Annotated in this window: 13 protein-coding genes; 4 read left to right on the forward strand and 9 right to left on the reverse strand. The window is 60.8% G+C overall.

Annotated elements, in window-relative coordinates:
• Window positions 1–145: 145 nt before the first annotated feature.
• The 3 genes from G7025_RS01820 to phoB form a co-directional block, all read right to left on the reverse strand.
• Window positions 146–1486 (reverse strand): hemolysin family protein, encoded by a 1341-nt coding sequence (locus G7025_RS01820; protein WP_053127585.1) that lies wholly within the window; start codon window positions 1484–1486, stop codon window positions 146–148.
• Between the two features lie 268 nt (window positions 1487–1754).
• Window positions 1755–3041: a phosphate regulon sensor histidine kinase PhoR gene (gene phoR / locus G7025_RS01825; RefSeq protein ID WP_219855147.1), complete on the reverse strand. Its 1287-nt coding sequence runs from the start codon at window positions 3039–3041 to the stop codon at window positions 1755–1757.
• A gap of 136 nt (window positions 3042–3177) precedes the next feature.
• Window positions 3178–3867 (reverse strand): phosphate regulon transcriptional regulator PhoB, encoded by a 690-nt coding sequence (phoB, locus tag G7025_RS01830; protein WP_016703132.1) that lies wholly within the window; start codon window positions 3865–3867, stop codon window positions 3178–3180.
• A 154-nt stretch (window positions 3868–4021) separates the two neighbouring features.
• Here phoB and G7025_RS01835 point away from each other — a divergent pair, with 154 nt between their 5' ends.
• Window positions 4022–4399 carry a COG4315 family predicted lipoprotein gene (locus tag G7025_RS01835; RefSeq protein ID WP_181076217.1) on the forward strand — a complete coding sequence of 126 codons (378 nt, stop codon included), beginning with the start codon at window positions 4022–4024 and terminating at the stop codon, window positions 4397–4399.
• Window positions 4400–4519: 120 nt separating this feature from the next.
• On the opposite strand, the gene ubiA is transcribed toward G7025_RS01835, so the two are convergent.
• Window positions 4520–5410, reverse strand: a complete 891-nt coding sequence (gene ubiA / locus G7025_RS01840; RefSeq protein ID WP_181076218.1) for a 4-hydroxybenzoate octaprenyltransferase — start codon at window positions 5408–5410, stop codon at window positions 4520–4522.
• Window positions 5410–5973, reverse strand: coding sequence for a chorismate--pyruvate lyase family protein (locus G7025_RS01845; protein WP_181076220.1), 564 nt, complete (start codon window positions 5971–5973; stop codon window positions 5410–5412). Before G7025_RS01845 ends, ubiA begins: the two co-directional genes overlap by 1 nt.
• A gap of 196 nt (window positions 5974–6169) precedes the next feature.
• Between G7025_RS01845 and G7025_RS01850 the strand changes: the two genes are divergently transcribed.
• From G7025_RS01850 to G7025_RS01860, 3 genes are all read left to right on the forward strand, one after another.
• On the forward strand, window positions 6170–6337 hold the full coding sequence (locus tag G7025_RS01850; RefSeq protein WP_122849948.1) for a rubredoxin: 168 nt from the start codon (window positions 6170–6172) through the stop codon (window positions 6335–6337).
• Window positions 6338–6373: 36 nt separating this feature from the next.
• Complete coding sequence (locus tag G7025_RS01855; protein WP_181076222.1) at window positions 6374–7522, forward strand: NAD(P)/FAD-dependent oxidoreductase; 1149 nt, start codon at window positions 6374–6376, stop codon at window positions 7520–7522.
• A gap of 191 nt (window positions 7523–7713) precedes the next feature.
• Complete coding sequence (locus tag G7025_RS01860; protein ID WP_003176958.1) at window positions 7714–7989, forward strand: HU family DNA-binding protein; 276 nt, start codon at window positions 7714–7716, stop codon at window positions 7987–7989.
• Window positions 7990–8080: 91 nt separating this feature from the next.
• Here the strand turns inward: G7025_RS01860 and comJ are convergent, their stop codons facing one another.
• Genes comJ through G7025_RS01880 form a run of 4 tightly spaced genes read right to left on the reverse strand, consistent with a single transcriptional unit; the run spans window position 8081 to window position 15333 of the window.
• Window positions 8081–8560 carry a competence protein ComJ gene (comJ, locus tag G7025_RS01865; protein WP_181076223.1) on the reverse strand — a complete coding sequence of 160 codons (480 nt, stop codon included), beginning with the start codon at window positions 8558–8560 and terminating at the stop codon, window positions 8081–8083.
• Window positions 8560–12930, reverse strand: a complete 4371-nt coding sequence (locus G7025_RS01870) for an RHS repeat-associated core domain-containing protein (protein ID WP_258197630.1) — start codon at window positions 12928–12930, stop codon at window positions 8560–8562. Before G7025_RS01870 ends, comJ begins: the two co-directional genes overlap by 1 nt.
• A gap of 12 nt (window positions 12931–12942) precedes the next feature.
• The gene (locus tag G7025_RS01875; protein ID WP_065879244.1) at window positions 12943–13377 is read right to left on the reverse strand and encodes a DcrB-related protein; all 435 of its coding nucleotides are present in this window, start codon (window positions 13375–13377) and stop codon (window positions 12943–12945) included.
• A 15-nt stretch (window positions 13378–13392) separates the two neighbouring features.
• Window positions 13393–15333, reverse strand: coding sequence for a type VI secretion system Vgr family protein (locus G7025_RS01880; RefSeq protein ID WP_181076225.1), 1941 nt, complete (start codon window positions 15331–15333; stop codon window positions 13393–13395).
• Window positions 15334–15346 lie beyond the last annotated feature (13 nt).

Consider the following 15346-nt stretch of genomic DNA (forward strand, 5'->3'; position numbering starts at 1 on the left):
GGGTGTCAGTCCCGGATCAGTGGCTGACACACCGCGTTGCGAGCAAGCCCGCTCCCACGTTTGATCTTCATTGCAGCATACAACGTTGCCATGAGTGCTCAGCCCGTCGGCGACCTAAGCCGGCTTTGCTACGGGCAACTGACGGTCAATCCAGCAGCAGCACCTTGGCCAGTACGATCTTCGGCCCTTTCATCTTCTTGATGATGATCCGCAGGCCCTCAACCTCCAGCACCTCTTCTTCCTCCGGCACGCGCTTGAGCGTGTCGTAGATCAGCCCGGCCAGGGTCTCGGCTTCGATGTGGTCCAGGTCCACGCCCAGTAGGCGTTCTACCTTGAACAGCGGGGTGTCGCCGCGCACCAGCAGCTTGCCCGGCTGGTACGCAAGAATGCCGCGCTCGGCCTTGCGGTGTTCGTCCTGGATATCGCCGACCAGCACTTCCAGCACGTCTTCCATGGTCAGGTAGCCGATGATCTTGCCATCAGCTTCTTCCACCAGAGCGAAGTGAGCACCGCCCTTGCGAAACTGCTCCAGCAACTGCGACAACGGCATATGCCGAGACACGCGTTCCAGCGGACGGGTCAGCTCGGCCAGGTTGAAGGATTCGGGGATGTGGTCCAGCGCCGCCAGTTCCAGCAGCAGGTCCTTGATGTGCAACAGGCCCACGAACTCATTGCGCACCGCGTCGTATACCGGGTAGCGACTGAACTTGTGGCGGCGGAACAGCGCGAGAATTTCCTTGAGCGGAGCGTTGAAGTCCAGTGTCACCAGGTCTTCACGGGAATTGGCCCAGTCCACCACTTCCAGCTCGCCCATTTCAACGGCCGATGCCAGTACCCGCATGCCTTGGTCGCTCGGGTCCTGACCACGGCTGGAGTGCAGGATCAGCTTGAGTTCTTCGCGGCTGTAATGATGCTCGTGGTGCGGGCCTGGCTCGCCTTGGCCGGCGATACGCAGGATCGCGTTGGCGCTGGCGTTGAGCAGGTAGATCGCCGGGTACATGGCCCAGTAGAACAAGTACAGCGGCACGGCCGTCCACAGCGACAGCAACTCGGGCTTGCGGATCGCCCAGGACTTGGGCGCCAGCTCGCCGACCACGATGTGCAGGTAGGAAATCACGAAGAACGCCGCAAAGAACGACACACCCTTGATCACTTCCGGCGACTCTACGCCCACCGCGCCCAACAGCGGCTCGAGGATGTGCGCAAACGCAGGCTCACCGACCCAGCCCAGCCCCAGGGAGGCGAGGGTGATACCCAGCTGGCACGCCGACAGATAAGCGTCGAGCTGGCTGTGTACGGTGCGCAGGATCTGCCCGCGCCAACCGTTGGTGTGGGCAATGGCTTCAACGCGGGTCGAGCGCAGTTTGACCATGGCGAATTCCGCCGCAACGAAAAAACCGTTGAGCAGTACCAGGATCAGAGCAAAAAGAATCATGCCGAAGTCGGCGAAGAGTGTGGCGAAGGTGATACCAGGGGAAGGGTCCATGATGGGGTTTTGCAGGTTCCATGTGTTCAATAAGGGGTGACAGGCACGCCTGAAAGGCAGGCGCAAGTCGGCCAATGTAGCGGCTGACGGGGCGCTTGCCTAGTGCCCGCCGCCGGGTGGGACATGGAATGTATTTCCCGAGACGCTGAAGATCCACCGTGGAAGGGGGCTTGCCCACGATGGCGGTGGATCAGTTATGGATAAGTTGACTTCACTCCCGTCATCGGGGGCAAGCCCCCTCCCACATTAGTCTTATGGTGTTTTTGGGTTATTCATCTAGGCCGATCGCCCGCGAGCGGGTCATCTGAGCGGGCGGAAAGTGGCAGGTGAACGTACTGCCGTGCCCCAGCACACTGCTGATCTCCAGGCGCGCGCGATGGCGCAGCAGCACGTGCTTGACGATGGCGAGGCCCAGCCCGGTGCCGCCGGTGTTGGAGTTGCGGCTGGAGTCGACGCGGTAGAAACGCTCGGTCAGACGCGGCAGGTGCTTGGCATCGATGCCGATGCCGGAGTCCTGCACGCTCAGGTGCGCGCCTTGCTCGTCGGCCCACCAGCGGATGCGAATGGTGCCCTGATCCTGGGTGTATTTCACCGCGTTGAACACCAGGTTGGAGAACGCGCTGCGCAACTCGCCTTCGCTGCCCTTGAGCAGCACCGCCGGGTCGGCTTCCAGACTGATCTGCTGCCCGCGCTCGCCCGAGAGGGCCTTGGCGTCATTCTTGATGGTCTGCAGCAGGCTTTGCACCGCCACCGGATGGTTGTCGGAGGGGTAGTCGGTGGCCTCCAGCTTGGCCAGCAGCAACAGGTCGTTGAGCAGGGTCTGCATCCGCGAGCCCTGCTGCTGCATCTGCTGCAGCGCGCGGCTCCAGCGTGGGTTGATCTCATCGACGTTATCCAGCAGCGTCTCCAGGTAACCGCAGATCACCGTCAAAGGGGTGCGCAGCTCGTGGGACACGTTGGCGACGAAGTCCTTGCGCATCTGTTCCAACTGGTGGATGCGCGTGACGTCACGCACCAGCATCAGGTGCTCGTTGTTGCCGTAACGCGTCAGGTACAGCTGGATACGCACACGGTCGTTGGTGGGTGAGGGGATTTCCAGCGCTTCGTCGTAATTGTCCTGCTCGAAATATTCCTTGAAACGTGGGTGGCGTACCAGGTTGGTCACCGGTTGGCCGCTGTCTTGGGGCGTCTTGAGGCCCAGCAGGGTTTCGGCGGCGCGGTTCCACCATTCCAGGTTGCCGTCGCTGTCGAGCATGATCACAGCGTCTTTGAGGGCCGCGGTGGATTCCTGCACGCGGTCGATCACCGCCTGCAGGCGCCCGCGTACCCGCTGGTCGCGACGTTGCAGGTGGTAGATGCTGTCGAACACTTCGCCCCACAGGCCGTAGCCGTCGGGTGGTGCTTCGTCGGGTTTGTGCTGGCGCAGCCATTCATGCAGGCGTAGCAGTTGCTTGAGGGTCCAGGCCAGGTACAGGCCGATGCCGATCGCCAGGCTCCAGCCGTAATAACCACTGATCAGGCCCACCAACAGGCAACCGGTGACCAACAGGAGCATGTGGCGGATCAAGGTGCCATGCCAATTCGAATTCACTTGAAAATACGTCCTTGGGGCAGCTTCAAGGTGCAAGCTGCAAGCTTCAAGTTAGAGCGATGCGGCGTTCTCTTGCCGCTTGTAGCTGACTGCTTGCTGCTCAACTTTTGGTCGAAAACCGATAGCCGGTACCGCGCACGGTTTGTACCAGATTCTCGTAGGCATCACCCAAGGCTTTGCGCAGGCGGCGAATATGGACGTCCACGGTGCGTTCTTCCACATACACGTTGCCGCCCCACACCTGGTCCAGCAGTTGACCGCGGGTGTAGGCGCGTTCCTGGTGGGTCATGAAAAATTGCAGCAGGCGGTATTCGGTGGGGCCCATCTCGGCCGGTTTGCCGTCGATGGTCACGCGGTGGCTGATCGGGTCCAGCAGCAGGCCGCCGACTTCAATCGGCGCTTCGCCGTCGGTAGGGCCGGCACGGCGCAACACAGCCTTGAGCCGTGCGACCAGTTCCCGTGGGGAAAAGGGTTTGGTGATGTAGTCATCGGCACCGACTTCCAGGCCCTGGATCTTGTTGTCTTCTTCGCCCTTGGCGGTAAGCATGATGATCGGGATATCCCCGGTGAGTTCGTCACGCTTGAGGCGTCGGGCCAACTCAATGCCGGACGTGCCGGGCAGCATCCAGTCCAACAGGATCAGGTCCGGCTTGCGGTCGACGATAATGGCATGGGCCTGCTGAGAGTTCTCTGCCTCCAGGCAGTCATAGCCGGCCATTTCCAACGCAACGGCGATCATCTCGCGGATGGGCGCTTCGTCGTCAACAATCAGAATGCTCCTGCCAACCATGCTCAAAATCCTCTTGTCATTTAACTGTCTTGCGCCGCATTAGATAACGGAATTATTGCAGTCGTGTGACAGTAATTTAGTCGCCTGGGCAATTAGCGGCACTCTGGACTACCCTTTGGGTCCGAATCCTGACAACCACAAAAGGAAGGTTCCGATGACTTACAGCACTGTTTCCTGGAAAGCCCTCATGGTAACGGCAGCGTTGACCCTGCCAGGCCTGGCGTTCGCGGCGGAGCCGGCGATGACCCAAGGTGGGTTGTTGGTGGATCACAAGGGGTTGACCCTTTACACCTTCGATAAGGACGCCGATGGCAAGTCCGTGTGCAAGGACCAGTGCGCGACCAACTGGCCGCCGCTGAAGGCAGAGTCCACTGACAAGTCGACAGGCGATTGGACGGTCATCACCCGCGACGACCAGACCAGCCAGTGGGCCTACAAAGGCAAGCCGGTGTACACCTACAAGGATGACAAAAAGGCCGGTGACAAGTCCGGCGATGGCAAGGGTGGCGTGTGGCATGTAATCAAGCCCTGATTTCTGGGCGCTGCTCAAACCATCGGGGGCAAGCTCCCTGCCACATTTGAATGTATTCACACATCAAAAGGTGGGAGGGGGCTTGCCCCCGATGAGGCCCGATCAGACAGCGCAAAAACCTCAGCGAAACGCGTAATCCGCCACAATCCCGAGAAAAATCGCCAGCCCGGCCCAATGGTTGTGCAAGAACGCCTTGAAGCACTTCATGCGATCGCGATCGCGGGTGTACCAGGACTCCCAGGCAAAACACCCAGCCGCCGCCAATAAGCCCAGGTGGAACCAGCCCCCCAGCTCAAACCGTGCGCCGGCCAGCAACAGGCACGCCAGTGAAAGGCCTTGCAGCGTCAGGATGATCACGCGGTCAGCATCGCCAAACAGAATGGCGGTGGATTTCACGCCGATCTTCAAATCGTCATCGCGGTCAGTCATGGCGTAGTAGGTATCGTAGGCCACCGTCCACAGCAGGTTGGCGATATACAGCAGCCAGGCCGTGGCGGGCAGATGACCGGTCTCGGCAGTGAATGCCATGGGCATGCCCCAGGAAAACGCCGCCCCCAGCACCACCTGTGGGTAATAGGTGTAGCGCTTCATGAACGGGTAGCTGACCGCCAGCGCCAGGCCGCCCAGCGACAGCCAGATGGTGGTGGCGTTGGTCAGCAATACCAGCAGGAAACTGATCAGCATCAGTACCGCAAAGAACACCAGCGCCTCTTTGGAACTGATTTTGCCGCTGGCCAACGGGCGCTGCGCGGTGCGCTTCACATGGCCGTCGACCTTGCGATCAGCCCAGTCGTTGATCACGCAACCGGCAGCGCGCGTCAGCGTAACGCCCAGCACGAAAATCACGATATTGATCAGCGAGGGCGAGCCCTTGCCGGCAATCCACAATGCCCACAGTGTCGGCCACATCAACAGGTAGATACCGATGGGCTTGTCCATGCGGGTCAACTGAACGAAGTCCCAGGCCCTGGGATTCAGGCGGTTCAGGGATTGGAGCAGGCGTTGGTACATCAGCGGTTCTCCGAAGGGGCGTGCAGTGCATCCCAGAAGCTCGGCAGGAAGACTTCCGCCACCAGCACGCTCAGTGCGCCCCGGTCGAAACGTGAGCGGCGGGCCCATAACCCATCGACCTGATCCACCGTAGGCAGCCAGTGCCGGGGGTAGTGGCACACTTCAATGGCCTGGCGGGTGAACGCGCGGTCGCAGAACAGCAATTCACCCAGCGAACGGCTGCCCAATTCGTCCATCTGCAGCCCGTCGCCCTGCAAGGCACTGCGCGCCGCCACGCTGCGGGCAAATACCCAGGGCTGGCCATGCCCGCGCAGATACACCTCGCGTACCCAACCGATACTGGCCGGGGGCAGTTCCAGCGCGGCGCACTCGTCCTCGCGCAGCGGCTGCCAGCCCTCCAACAGCGGCGTCACGCTGAAGGCACCGTTGGACAACCCGGTCAACCGCCGCGTCAGTGAGCCTTCGTCGAACAACCAGTCGAGGGTCGACGGCGCGGGCGCAGGGTTCAGAAGGCTCTGGGGCAGCCATCGGCAGACAGCGGGGCGGGTGAGTGAGTGCGGCACGGCGAGTCAGTATTGGCAGCAAAAGAGGCGGCGAGCTTACCATGGCGTCCCGGTCTTTTGCCGGGCTCAACCGTCCCGTTGAGTCGATCGCGCTTGCATCTGCAGGCCCCGATCAGTACAAAACGCCCTGAGCCGCGTGGCAACGCTGGATCCATCGACCGCCGGCCAATATGCCTGGACCCTGAGGAAGCGAGTAATGAAGAAGTGGCAATGTATCGTCTGTGGCCTTATCTACAACGAAGCGGACGGGTGGCCTGATGACGGCATCGCGCCGGGCACTGCTTGGCAGGACGTCCCGGAAGACTGGCTGTGCCCGGATTGCGGCGTGGGCAAAATGGATTTCGAAATGATCGAAATCGGCTGATCTGAAAATTAAGAAACGTACTACAAGGAGAAAGGAATGAACGCACCTGTCGTGATCATCGGCACAGGGTTGGCCGGTTACAACGTGGCCCGAGAGTTTCGCAAGCTCGACAGCGAGACCCCATTGCTGCTGATCACCGCGGATGACGGGCGCTCCTACTCCAAGCCCATGCTCTCCACCGGTTTTGGCAAGAATAAGGAAGCCGATGGCCTGAGCATGGCTGAACCTGGCGCCATGGCCGAGCAACTTAAGGCCGAAGTGCGTACCCACACCCGCGTCAGCGGCATCGACCCTGGCCACAAGCGCCTGTGGATCGGCGAGGAAGCGGTAGCCTACCGTGACCTGATCCTGGCCTGGGGCGCCGAAACCGTGCGCGTACCGGTCGAGGGCGACGCCGCCGAGCTGATTTTCCCGATCAACGACCTTGAAGACTACGCGCGCTTTCGCGCCGCTGCCGCCGGCAAGCGCCGCGTGCTGGTACTTGGCGCCGGCCTGATCGGCTGCGAATTCGCCAATGACCTGATCCTGGGCGGCTATGAAATCGACCTGGTCGCGCCGTGCGAGCAAGTCATGCCGACCTTGCTGCACCCGTCAGCGGCGGCGGCGGTGCAAGCCGGCCTGGAAAGCCTTGGCGCGCGTTTCCACCTGGGCCCGGTGCTCAACCGCCTGCAACGCACGGCTGACGGCCTGGAAGCGCACCTGTCTGACGGCGAAGTGATCCACTGCGACCTGGTGGTCTCGGCCATCGGCCTGCGCCCACGCATCGACCTGGCCGCCGCCGCTGGCCTGCAGATCAACCGCGGCATCATGGTTGATCGCCACCTCAAAACGTCCCACGCCAACATCTACGCCCTGGGCGACTGCGCCGAGGTCGACGGTCTTAACCTGCTGTACGTCATGCCCCTGATGACTTGCGCCCGCGCCCTGGCCCAGACGCTGGCCGGCAACGCCACGGCCGTCAGCTACGGGCCGATGCCCGTCACCGTGAAAACGCCGGTCTGCCCGCTGGTGGTCTCCCCTCCGCCACGCGGCGCCGAGGGCGTGTGGAGCGTCGAAGGGCAGGGCGCTGATATCAAGGCGCTGTGCCGCGACGCCAGCGGCCGGCTGCTGGGCTACGCGCTGACGGGCACCGCCGTGATGGAAAAACTCGCGCTCAACAAAGAGCTTCCGCCGTTGCTGGCATAAATACCGGTCGTTCTGTCGGATTCAGCACATTTTTCCACTTAGAAAGGTCGCCGCCAGACTGGCGCGGCGTTCGAGGGCATGCCATCCTCACTTCCGTCTGCCGCAGAGTAGAGCCTGCGGCGCTTTGGGCGCCGCTCCGTCAGAGAGCGGCACGGACATAACAACAAAAAACCGTCAAAGAGGCTTCACTTATGCGTAAACCAGAACTCGCAGCCGCCATCGCTGAAAAAGCCGATCTCACCAAGGAACAGGCCAACCGCGTCCTTAACGCCGTTCTCGAAGAAATCACCGGCGCCCTGCACCGCAAGGACAGCGTCACCCTGGTGGGCTTCGGCACCTTCCTGCAACGCCACCGCGGCGCCCGCACCGGCAAAAACCCGCAAACCGGCGAGCCTGTGAAGATCAAGGCGAGCAACACTGTTGCGTTCAAGCCGGGTAAGTCGCTTAAAGACACCGTTAACGCGTAAACAGTGCCGTCTCGACAGGGGGCGGGGCAGTAGGAAAATGGGCACGCCGACTGGGTCGGGTGCCCTTTTTTATGGACGCTTACTAAGTGCTTTAACGAATGCCTTCGACGAGTTCCTGGTCTTTCTCGCCACCCCACGGATCGTCCAGCAGATACTTGGCAGCGACTTCGGTGTCAGTTGGGACCAAGGTGATCTTGTAGAAAATCTCGTCGCCTTCGCAGACCTCGAAGTACAACGCATAGTCGCGCTTCTCCAGATCCAGCGTAACGTTGAATTTTTCAGACGCCGAGGCTACTTCCACCTGATTGGGGTCTGTGACATGAAATGGCACGACGATGCAGCGCTGGGCGGTTTCATCAGGGGTGAAATGGTTTGTGAGATTCAGGTTCACATTCGCGCCGAAAGCGTCTTCGGGCAGAGGGTCAAAGACAACGTAGTCGCTATGCAGGACCGCACCCTGCGCCAGGTTGACCTTGCCCCATTGACTTGACGCCTCGTCGAAGGGGCGCGAACGAAACTGGATTTGGCTGTGGGAGATCAGTAGATCCACGGATTGGGTGGTATTTTTCATCAATAAACCTCGATCTTGATTCTGGTTCCGTTGGGGAGGTCGGACAGAGCGTTGCCAATGCTCGAGCCAGCCCCCCGATTATCACTAGGGTCGATGTACTTAACGCTTGCGCCGCTACCACCTTCCTTGAACATCGCCATCGGCCATTCGTCCCGATCCTTGCCTGTTTTGGTTTTGATGTCTTTCAGACTGAGTTTGCGATTGAGCTTAGCGGTATCACGCTGAATGGTCACAATGTAAGGGTGGCCTTTCTTGATGGCGCCTTCGATATGGCCGAATGTTTCCGGATATTCCGAGCGTTTTAAGCGTAACTTGTAGTCGTACTGCTTCGAACGCGCCTTGCTCACGGTACACCCGGCAAGGCCTAGCGGGTCCGTCCAAGTGAACGGATTCAGAACGAATGCGTACAGGTTGAACCCACCCTCCAGACCGATTGGGTCCGGGGTTGAGAATCGTCCAATGTCAGGGTCGTAATGGCGGAACAGGTTGTAATGTAAACCTGTTTCCCGATCCAGATACTGCCCTTGGAACCTTAGATTCTGCTCTTCGATGTAGTACGGCTCGCGCGTCTCCTCCAAGGTGTTGCCCCACACACGATAAGTCGCTCGCCAGATAAGGTGACCGTCAGCCTCAGTCAGCTGTTCCGGAAGGCCGTTCAGGTCGTTGTGGTAGTAGCGAATTTTTTGCAGCGGCCCGGTACCGTCTACACGGGCCATGGGCTGATAGCCTTCGTCTTCGTAGATGTAAAGGCTGGTTTGGCTGTGTTTGTACTCCTGTAACAGGCGCAGGCCGCTCCACGTGAACCGGGTTGCCCCTAGTGGATAGTCGTTACTGCCATGCTCAGTTTTCTCAATGCGTCGGCCCAGCGGATCGTAGGTCATCCTGACCACGCTGCCATTTTCATTACGTACTTCAATCAACCGACTTTCGGCGTCGTAGGCAAAACGCTGCAAACCCCTCGCGGCGCTGCGTTTTTCGATAGTCCGACCGAACGCGTCATAGCGATAACGCTTGTCCTGATACGTCAGCAACTTGTTATGTACCACCAACCCTGCACCGGCCTGCGGGCCGTCGAGCAGGTTGGCGGCGGCGTCGTAAGCGAAGGTTTCGCGTTGGCCGTGCAGGTTGTCCTGGCTGGCGATGATGCGGCCGGTGGCGTCGTAGTGCAGCAACTGACGGTGTTGAGTGGCGGGTTGCTGGTCGAGTTTGCCGATCAGGTTGTCGGCGGGGTCGTATTCGAATTGTTTCTGTGCGGCTGCCGGTAGCAGCGACGGTTGGCCCGCCAGACGACGTTGACGTGCGCGCAGACGGCCGCTGCGGTCGTATTCGCTGCGGGTGCTGAGCTGGCCTTGGGTGCGCAGCACTTCGCGGTGCAGGCGGTCGCGTTCGAAGTCGCTGATCACCTGACCGTCGAGGTTGATCTGATGCAGGTGGCCGCTGCCGTAGTACAGGCGGTTGAGCCAGCGGCCGTCGGGCAGTTGGGTCTGGATCAGGTTGCCGAGTTCGTCGTAGTGGTGTTTCAGGTTACCTGCTGAGCTCTGTTCGGCAACTAGCTGGCCGAGGGCGTCGTAAGCGAAGCCCAAGGCTTGTGCATTGCCTTGTAGGTCGGTGAAAGTTACCGCTGTGAGTTGGTTCACTGCGTCGTAGCAGTAGTCGGTTCGACCATCGTCGGTGGTTTTTGCAACCAGTCGACCAACCGCGTCGCGCTCCAGCCGATGAACGATGGGGGCCGGTGGTGTTTCGGGCACTACCGCCAAGCCGTTGCCGTAAGGCGCGGGAACGGCAGTTACTGTTGTGATGTTGTCCAGCTGGTCGTAGTTGTAATGCTTGGCGCTGCCGTCGAGATCTTGTTGTTCCGTCATCCGATTCCCGGCATCCCATGCAAACCGATAACGTTCGCCGTTCTCGTTGGTCAGTGTCTGCAGGCGTCCATAGCTGTCATAGCCGAATTGAACTTGCCGACCATGGGCGTCAGTGCGCTGGCTGACCTGGCCGCGACGATTGTGCTGGTAAAGCGTGGTGTGTCCGGCCGGGTCGGTGTAACCGACCAATTGACCGCGGATATTTCGCTGGTACTGCTCCGTACGACCGTCCGGTAGTAAGCTGCCGAGTAAACGCCCTTGGGCGTCGTAGCTGAACTGCGTACGCTCACCGAGGGCGTTGGTAATCACCTGCAAATAGCCGCGCTCGTCATAGTTGAAGCGTGTCGCGTAACCCGAGCAATCGATGTGCTCGATCAACTGTCCGAACGAATTCCAGCGCAGTTTTTTGCTTTTGCCGGTAGCGTCGATGATCTCTACTGGCTGGCCATGGGCGTCATAGCGATACTGGGTGACGTAGCCCAGCGGATCGATCGCGGCGATGCAGTTGCCACGCGGATCGTAGCGATACTGCCAGCTATTACCGGCGGCGTCGGTTTCCACCAGTGGCAATGCCCAGTGCTCCAGCCATAGGGTGGAGTCGCTGCGGCCCAGAGGGTCGGTCTCGCCGATCAGGTTGCCGGCCTCATCGTAGCTGTATTCAAAGCGACCGCCCTGGGGGTCGGTGGCGCTGAGCAACTGGCGCTCGTCATTCCACTCGAATAGCCAGGTTTGCCCGAGGTTGTCGCTGTATCGAATGATCTGGTGTTGCGTGTTCCAATGCCGCGTGCTGACGCGCTGCAAGCCGTCGGTGACGCGAGTAAGACCGGCGTTCAAGTCATAGTCGAACTGGTACGCATCGCCTTCGTCGGTCCAGTGCCGAACAACCCGCCATTCTTGATTTTCAATCAAGGCCCACTCGTAGAAGCAGCGCAAACCAGTAGGCAACTGATGCTCCACCATGCGCCGGCCACCGTCGTAGCTGAAGCGACGCTGCACCTGTTCAGTGGCATCGCGTACCTCAACCAGGTTGCCAATGGTGTCATAGCCATAGCGCACGAGCACTTCGCGACTTTGATCGGGGTACAGGCGTTCGATTTGGGTCAGGCGGCTGCCGTCGCGGGCCAGCTCGATCTGTACCTGATCGAAGGTATCGCGCAGCCGTACCAGACGCCCGGCTTCGTCATAGTCCATATAAATGCGGTTATTGTTGCGGTCACCGAGCTGAATCAGGCGTAGCAGGGAGGTATTGGCCGGCGAGGGCTCGAACAGGCGGTACAGACCGTCGTCGCTTTCAATCAACAATTGCCCGTTGAGGTGCCGCCTTACGGCGAGCCCTTCACCGGAGCTGAACACTGCGCCGCCCAGGGGAATGGTGCCCATATCAATAGGCCGCCCCTGTTCGTCGGTGTAGACCAGCGTATTGCCGCCTTCGGGATAATGCCGAAGCTCTACACACATTTCGTAGGTCACGCTCCAGCCTGGGCCGAACAGGCTACCTTGGCGTTCGTCGCGGCTGTTGTAGACGCGTTGCCACTCAATCGGCAAGATGCCCGGCAGCACAAAATCCCGATCTTCGACATCTCCCAATACTTTCGCACCCGTCGCTGCATGCACCGGGTTCGACGAGCCCATGGCTGCATTGGCCATCGCTCCCATCGCGCTGCTGACAGCCATCGAGCTCGCACTGCTGATCAACATGCAGGGCAACTTGCTGAAGAACTTGCCCTTGCCGCCCTTGAGCATCAGCAACGCCGTCACCGCCAGCCCGACGCCCGGTGTCTTGCCGCTGCGAATCTCACGCACCACCACCGAACCCCCGCCAATCGTCACGTTGGAGGAGATCAGCCCCGACGACACCACCGTCGCGTCGCACGTACTGCGGTCACCGCTGCGCACCGCCGGCTGGCCATTGATGGTGACTTTTTCCGACCCCTCGGCCAGAAACTGCGGCGGCATCGGCGGATGCTTTGTGCACGTCACCTGATCCAGCGGCTTGGGTTCGGCGCCGGGGGCGGGCGTGGCCACCGTGGGGCGCCACATCTGCGAGAAGAAACTCTCGGCCATGTCCAGGAAGCTGGCTTCCGGCTCGGGCGCGGGCTCTTCCAGCTCAGTGCCGGCGGGTGCGACGTGAGAGGTGATCGCCCCGGCGGCGCGCGCGGCCGGAATATTATTGGTCAGGGTGTTGGTGGAGCCAGTGAGGATGTTCGCCTGCACCGTGGGCGGAAACAGGGCGTTGCTGAAGCTCTCGCATAAATTCGATAAGCCTTTGTCCGCGCCGGTCTTGCTCATGGCCAGGCCGACAACCGTGCCCACCACGGCGCCCAGCAGGAAACAACCGAGCCCGCCAGTGGCCACGGTAATCCCGGTGGCGGCAACCACCGCCGCAGTCGCCACCGCCGTGATCGCGATGTTAGCCGCCACTTCCAGCACACCGCCGAGGATGTCGGCCATCATCGAGGTGTGGGAGAGCGCATCGCCCATGCGGGCGGCCCAGAGTGCGTCAGACATGCAGGCAACTCATCAGGAAATAGCGTCGAACGACAGCGAATTTTTAATCAGCGCCCAATGCGCCGCCTCGGCATCCCCAAGCTTGTCCGCCTTCACATAACTCAAGGCGAGCATCTTGCGCGTGCCCGGTATCACCAGCGCCAGCTGATACTGGAACACCTTGTCGTTGCCCTTGTTGAACTGGCTGCGCAGCTCGATGCCTTCCACTTCCTGCGCGGCGCCCAAGCGCACGTCCACGCCCGGTTGATAGCGCAGCTCCTGCACTTGTTTTTCCAGGCGCTGGAGTTGATCGTTGAAGTTGCTGTGCAGGGTTTCGCCGTCGGCCAGCAGGCTGCGGCTGACGATCAGGGATGTGCCCAGCTCAGGGAATTTGAGGATATTGATCGTCGCGTCCTGCAGCTCGCTCGCCGGCAGTTGGAACTGGAATTCGTTGATTCGGTACGTCATGGCAAACGGGTCTCGTCAGGAGCTTTTCGGCGCGGGGAACGCGGCTTTGATATTGGCGTCGATGCTGGCTTTCTGGCCCTGTCCATCGGGCGTGGCGCCAGGGCCGCCGCCGTTATTGAGGTGCAGCACGCCCTTGGTATTGAACTCGGCGTCGCCGCTGGCATAGAAGCTGATGTTCACGCCGGTGAGGTTGATCTGCCCGCTGGCATTCAACTCCAGGATGCTTTCGCCGCAGACCAGGCGCAGGTTTTCGCCCACCTCGATCACATAGCTCTGGCTGATGCTGTCGGTCTTGCGCTGGCCCACCGAGAGGATGTCTTCCTGCTTGACGATGCGCAGGCGGTTGTTGCCGATGGTCACCGTCTCGTTATGGCCGATGCTTTTGTTGCGGTCATGCCCGACGGAGTGGCTCTCATCCACCTCCACCACAATGTCCTGGTTACGCTCGGCATGGATATACAACTGCTCCAACCCCTTCTTGTCCTCCATACGGATTTCATTGAAGTTGGCCGGCGTGCCGCCCTTGCTCGAACGACTTTTCATGCCGCTCTGGGTCGCGTTCTCGGGCAAGTCATAGGGCACGGTCTGCTCGGCGTTGTACACGCGGCCGGTGATGATCGGCCGGTCCGGGTCGCCTTCCAGAAAGCTCACAATCACTTCCTGGCCAATCCGTGGAATCTGCATGGAGCCCCAGTTCTTGCCGGCCCAGGATTGCGACACCCGAATCCAGCACGAGCTGTTTTCGTTGGATTGGTCGTGACGGTCCCAATAGAAATGCACTTTCACGCGGCCGTACTGGTCGGTCCAGATCTCCTCGCCTTTGGGGCCGACCACCAGCGCGGTCTGCGGGCCTTTGACGATGGGCCGGTGAGTGGTGGCCAACGGGCGGAAGCTTTGCTGGGCATCGATGCAGGTCAGGCTGCTTTCGAACTGCGCCGAGGCCGAGCCGCCGCCGCTTTCGAGGTTTTCCTGGACGATGTAGTAGCGGATGCCAACGATCAGGTATTCGCGATTCTGGTCCTGGCGGCTGAAGCCGGTGAGGCTGAACAGGTGGCCCGATCCTAGGCCGCGTGCATTGCCGGCAAACTCGATCTGTTCGTGCAGGGTTTGCAGCGCTTCGATGCGGGTGCGCGCGTAGTGTTCGCCGTCTTCGCTTTGCACGTAGGTGCCGGGGTAGTCGTACAGCGGGTAGTCGCCGGCGGTGTGCGGGCGCGGCATGGCCGAGCGCACGTCGATGCTGGCGCTGGGGCGCTGGAAGTCATAGTCGTTGAGCTCCAGCGAGCCCGGCTGTACCTCCTGCGCCAGGTGCCAGTTATGCATGTGGTCGCGTTCGCGCTGCTGCTCGTCCTTGGGGTAGTACGGCACCGACGCGTAGCCCGGCACCGTGGTGTGGGCGCCGTAGGCGTCGGCCAGCACCAGCACATGGCGGTCCTGTTCATGGCGGAAGAAGTAGTAGATGCCTTCCTGTTCCATCAGGCGGCTGACGAAATCGAAGCTGGTCTCGCGGTACTGCACGCAGTATTCCCACTCGCGGTACGGCCGGCTCAGGGCGTCTTCGAAGTCGGAAAAGCCCAGGTCGCGGAACACCTGCTTGATGATCTGCGGGATGCTCAGGTTCTGGAAAATCCGGCAATCCGAGGTGCGGGTCAGCAGCCACAGCCACGGGCGCAGCGTCACCTGGTAACTGGCGAACTGGCCTTGGTCGATGTTCTGGCTGCAGCGCGCGACGATACCGTGGAAGTGCCGCTCGCCGCCGTCCGCCAATTGCAGGCCGACGCTCATGGGTTTGCCGAGCAACTGGTTGAGGTCGATGTTGGCGTCCAGGGACGTCAGCTGCAGCTCGTAATTGAACAGGCGGCCAAGCTCTTCACCGCCGCCCATTTCATTGAGCAGCAGCACATCCGGCCCGAGAGGGCTGGTGATCTTGGCCAGGCGTGAGGCTTGGTTGAATAGCATCGAAGTACCCTAA

Source organism: Pseudomonas lurida (genome assembly GCF_013522705.1).
Taxonomy (GTDB): domain Bacteria; phylum Pseudomonadota; class Gammaproteobacteria; order Pseudomonadales; family Pseudomonadaceae; genus Aquipseudomonas; species Aquipseudomonas quebecensis.

Bases quoted from the DNA above. Each gene is read 5' to 3' on its own strand.
- G7025_RS01850 (WP_122849948.1), top strand. From the start codon at position 6,170: ATGAAGAAGTGGCAATGTATCGTCTGTGGCCTTATCTACAACGAAGCG.
- G7025_RS01835 (WP_181076217.1), top strand. From the start codon at position 4,022: ATGACTTACAGCACTGTTTCCTGGAAAGCCCTCATGGTAACGGCAGCG.
- ubiA (WP_181076218.1), bottom strand. From the start codon at position 5,410: ATGTACCAACGCCTGCTCCAATCCCTGAACCGCCTGAATCCCAGGGCC.
- G7025_RS01820 (WP_053127585.1), bottom strand. From the start codon at position 1,486: ATGGACCCTTCCCCTGGTATCACCTTCGCCACACTCTTCGCCGACTTC.
- phoB (WP_016703132.1), bottom strand. From the start codon at position 3,867: ATGGTTGGCAGGAGCATTCTGATTGTTGACGACGAAGCGCCCATCCGC.
- G7025_RS01880 (WP_181076225.1), bottom strand. From the start codon at position 15,333: ATGCTATTCAACCAAGCCTCACGCCTGGCCAAGATCACCAGCCCTCTC.
- G7025_RS01860 (WP_003176958.1), top strand. From the start codon at position 7,714: ATGCGTAAACCAGAACTCGCAGCCGCCATCGCTGAAAAAGCCGATCTC.
- G7025_RS01875 (WP_065879244.1), bottom strand. From the start codon at position 13,377: ATGACGTACCGAATCAACGAATTCCAGTTCCAACTGCCGGCGAGCGAG.
- phoR (WP_219855147.1), bottom strand. From the start codon at position 3,041: ATGCTCCTGTTGGTCACCGGTTGCCTGTTGGTGGGCCTGATCAGTGGT.
- G7025_RS01855 (WP_181076222.1), top strand. From the start codon at position 6,374: ATGAACGCACCTGTCGTGATCATCGGCACAGGGTTGGCCGGTTACAAC.
- comJ (WP_181076223.1), bottom strand. From the start codon at position 8,560: ATGAAAAATACCACCCAATCCGTGGATCTACTGATCTCCCACAGCCAA.
- G7025_RS01870 (WP_258197630.1), bottom strand. From the start codon at position 12,930: ATGTCTGACGCACTCTGGGCCGCCCGCATGGGCGATGCGCTCTCCCAC.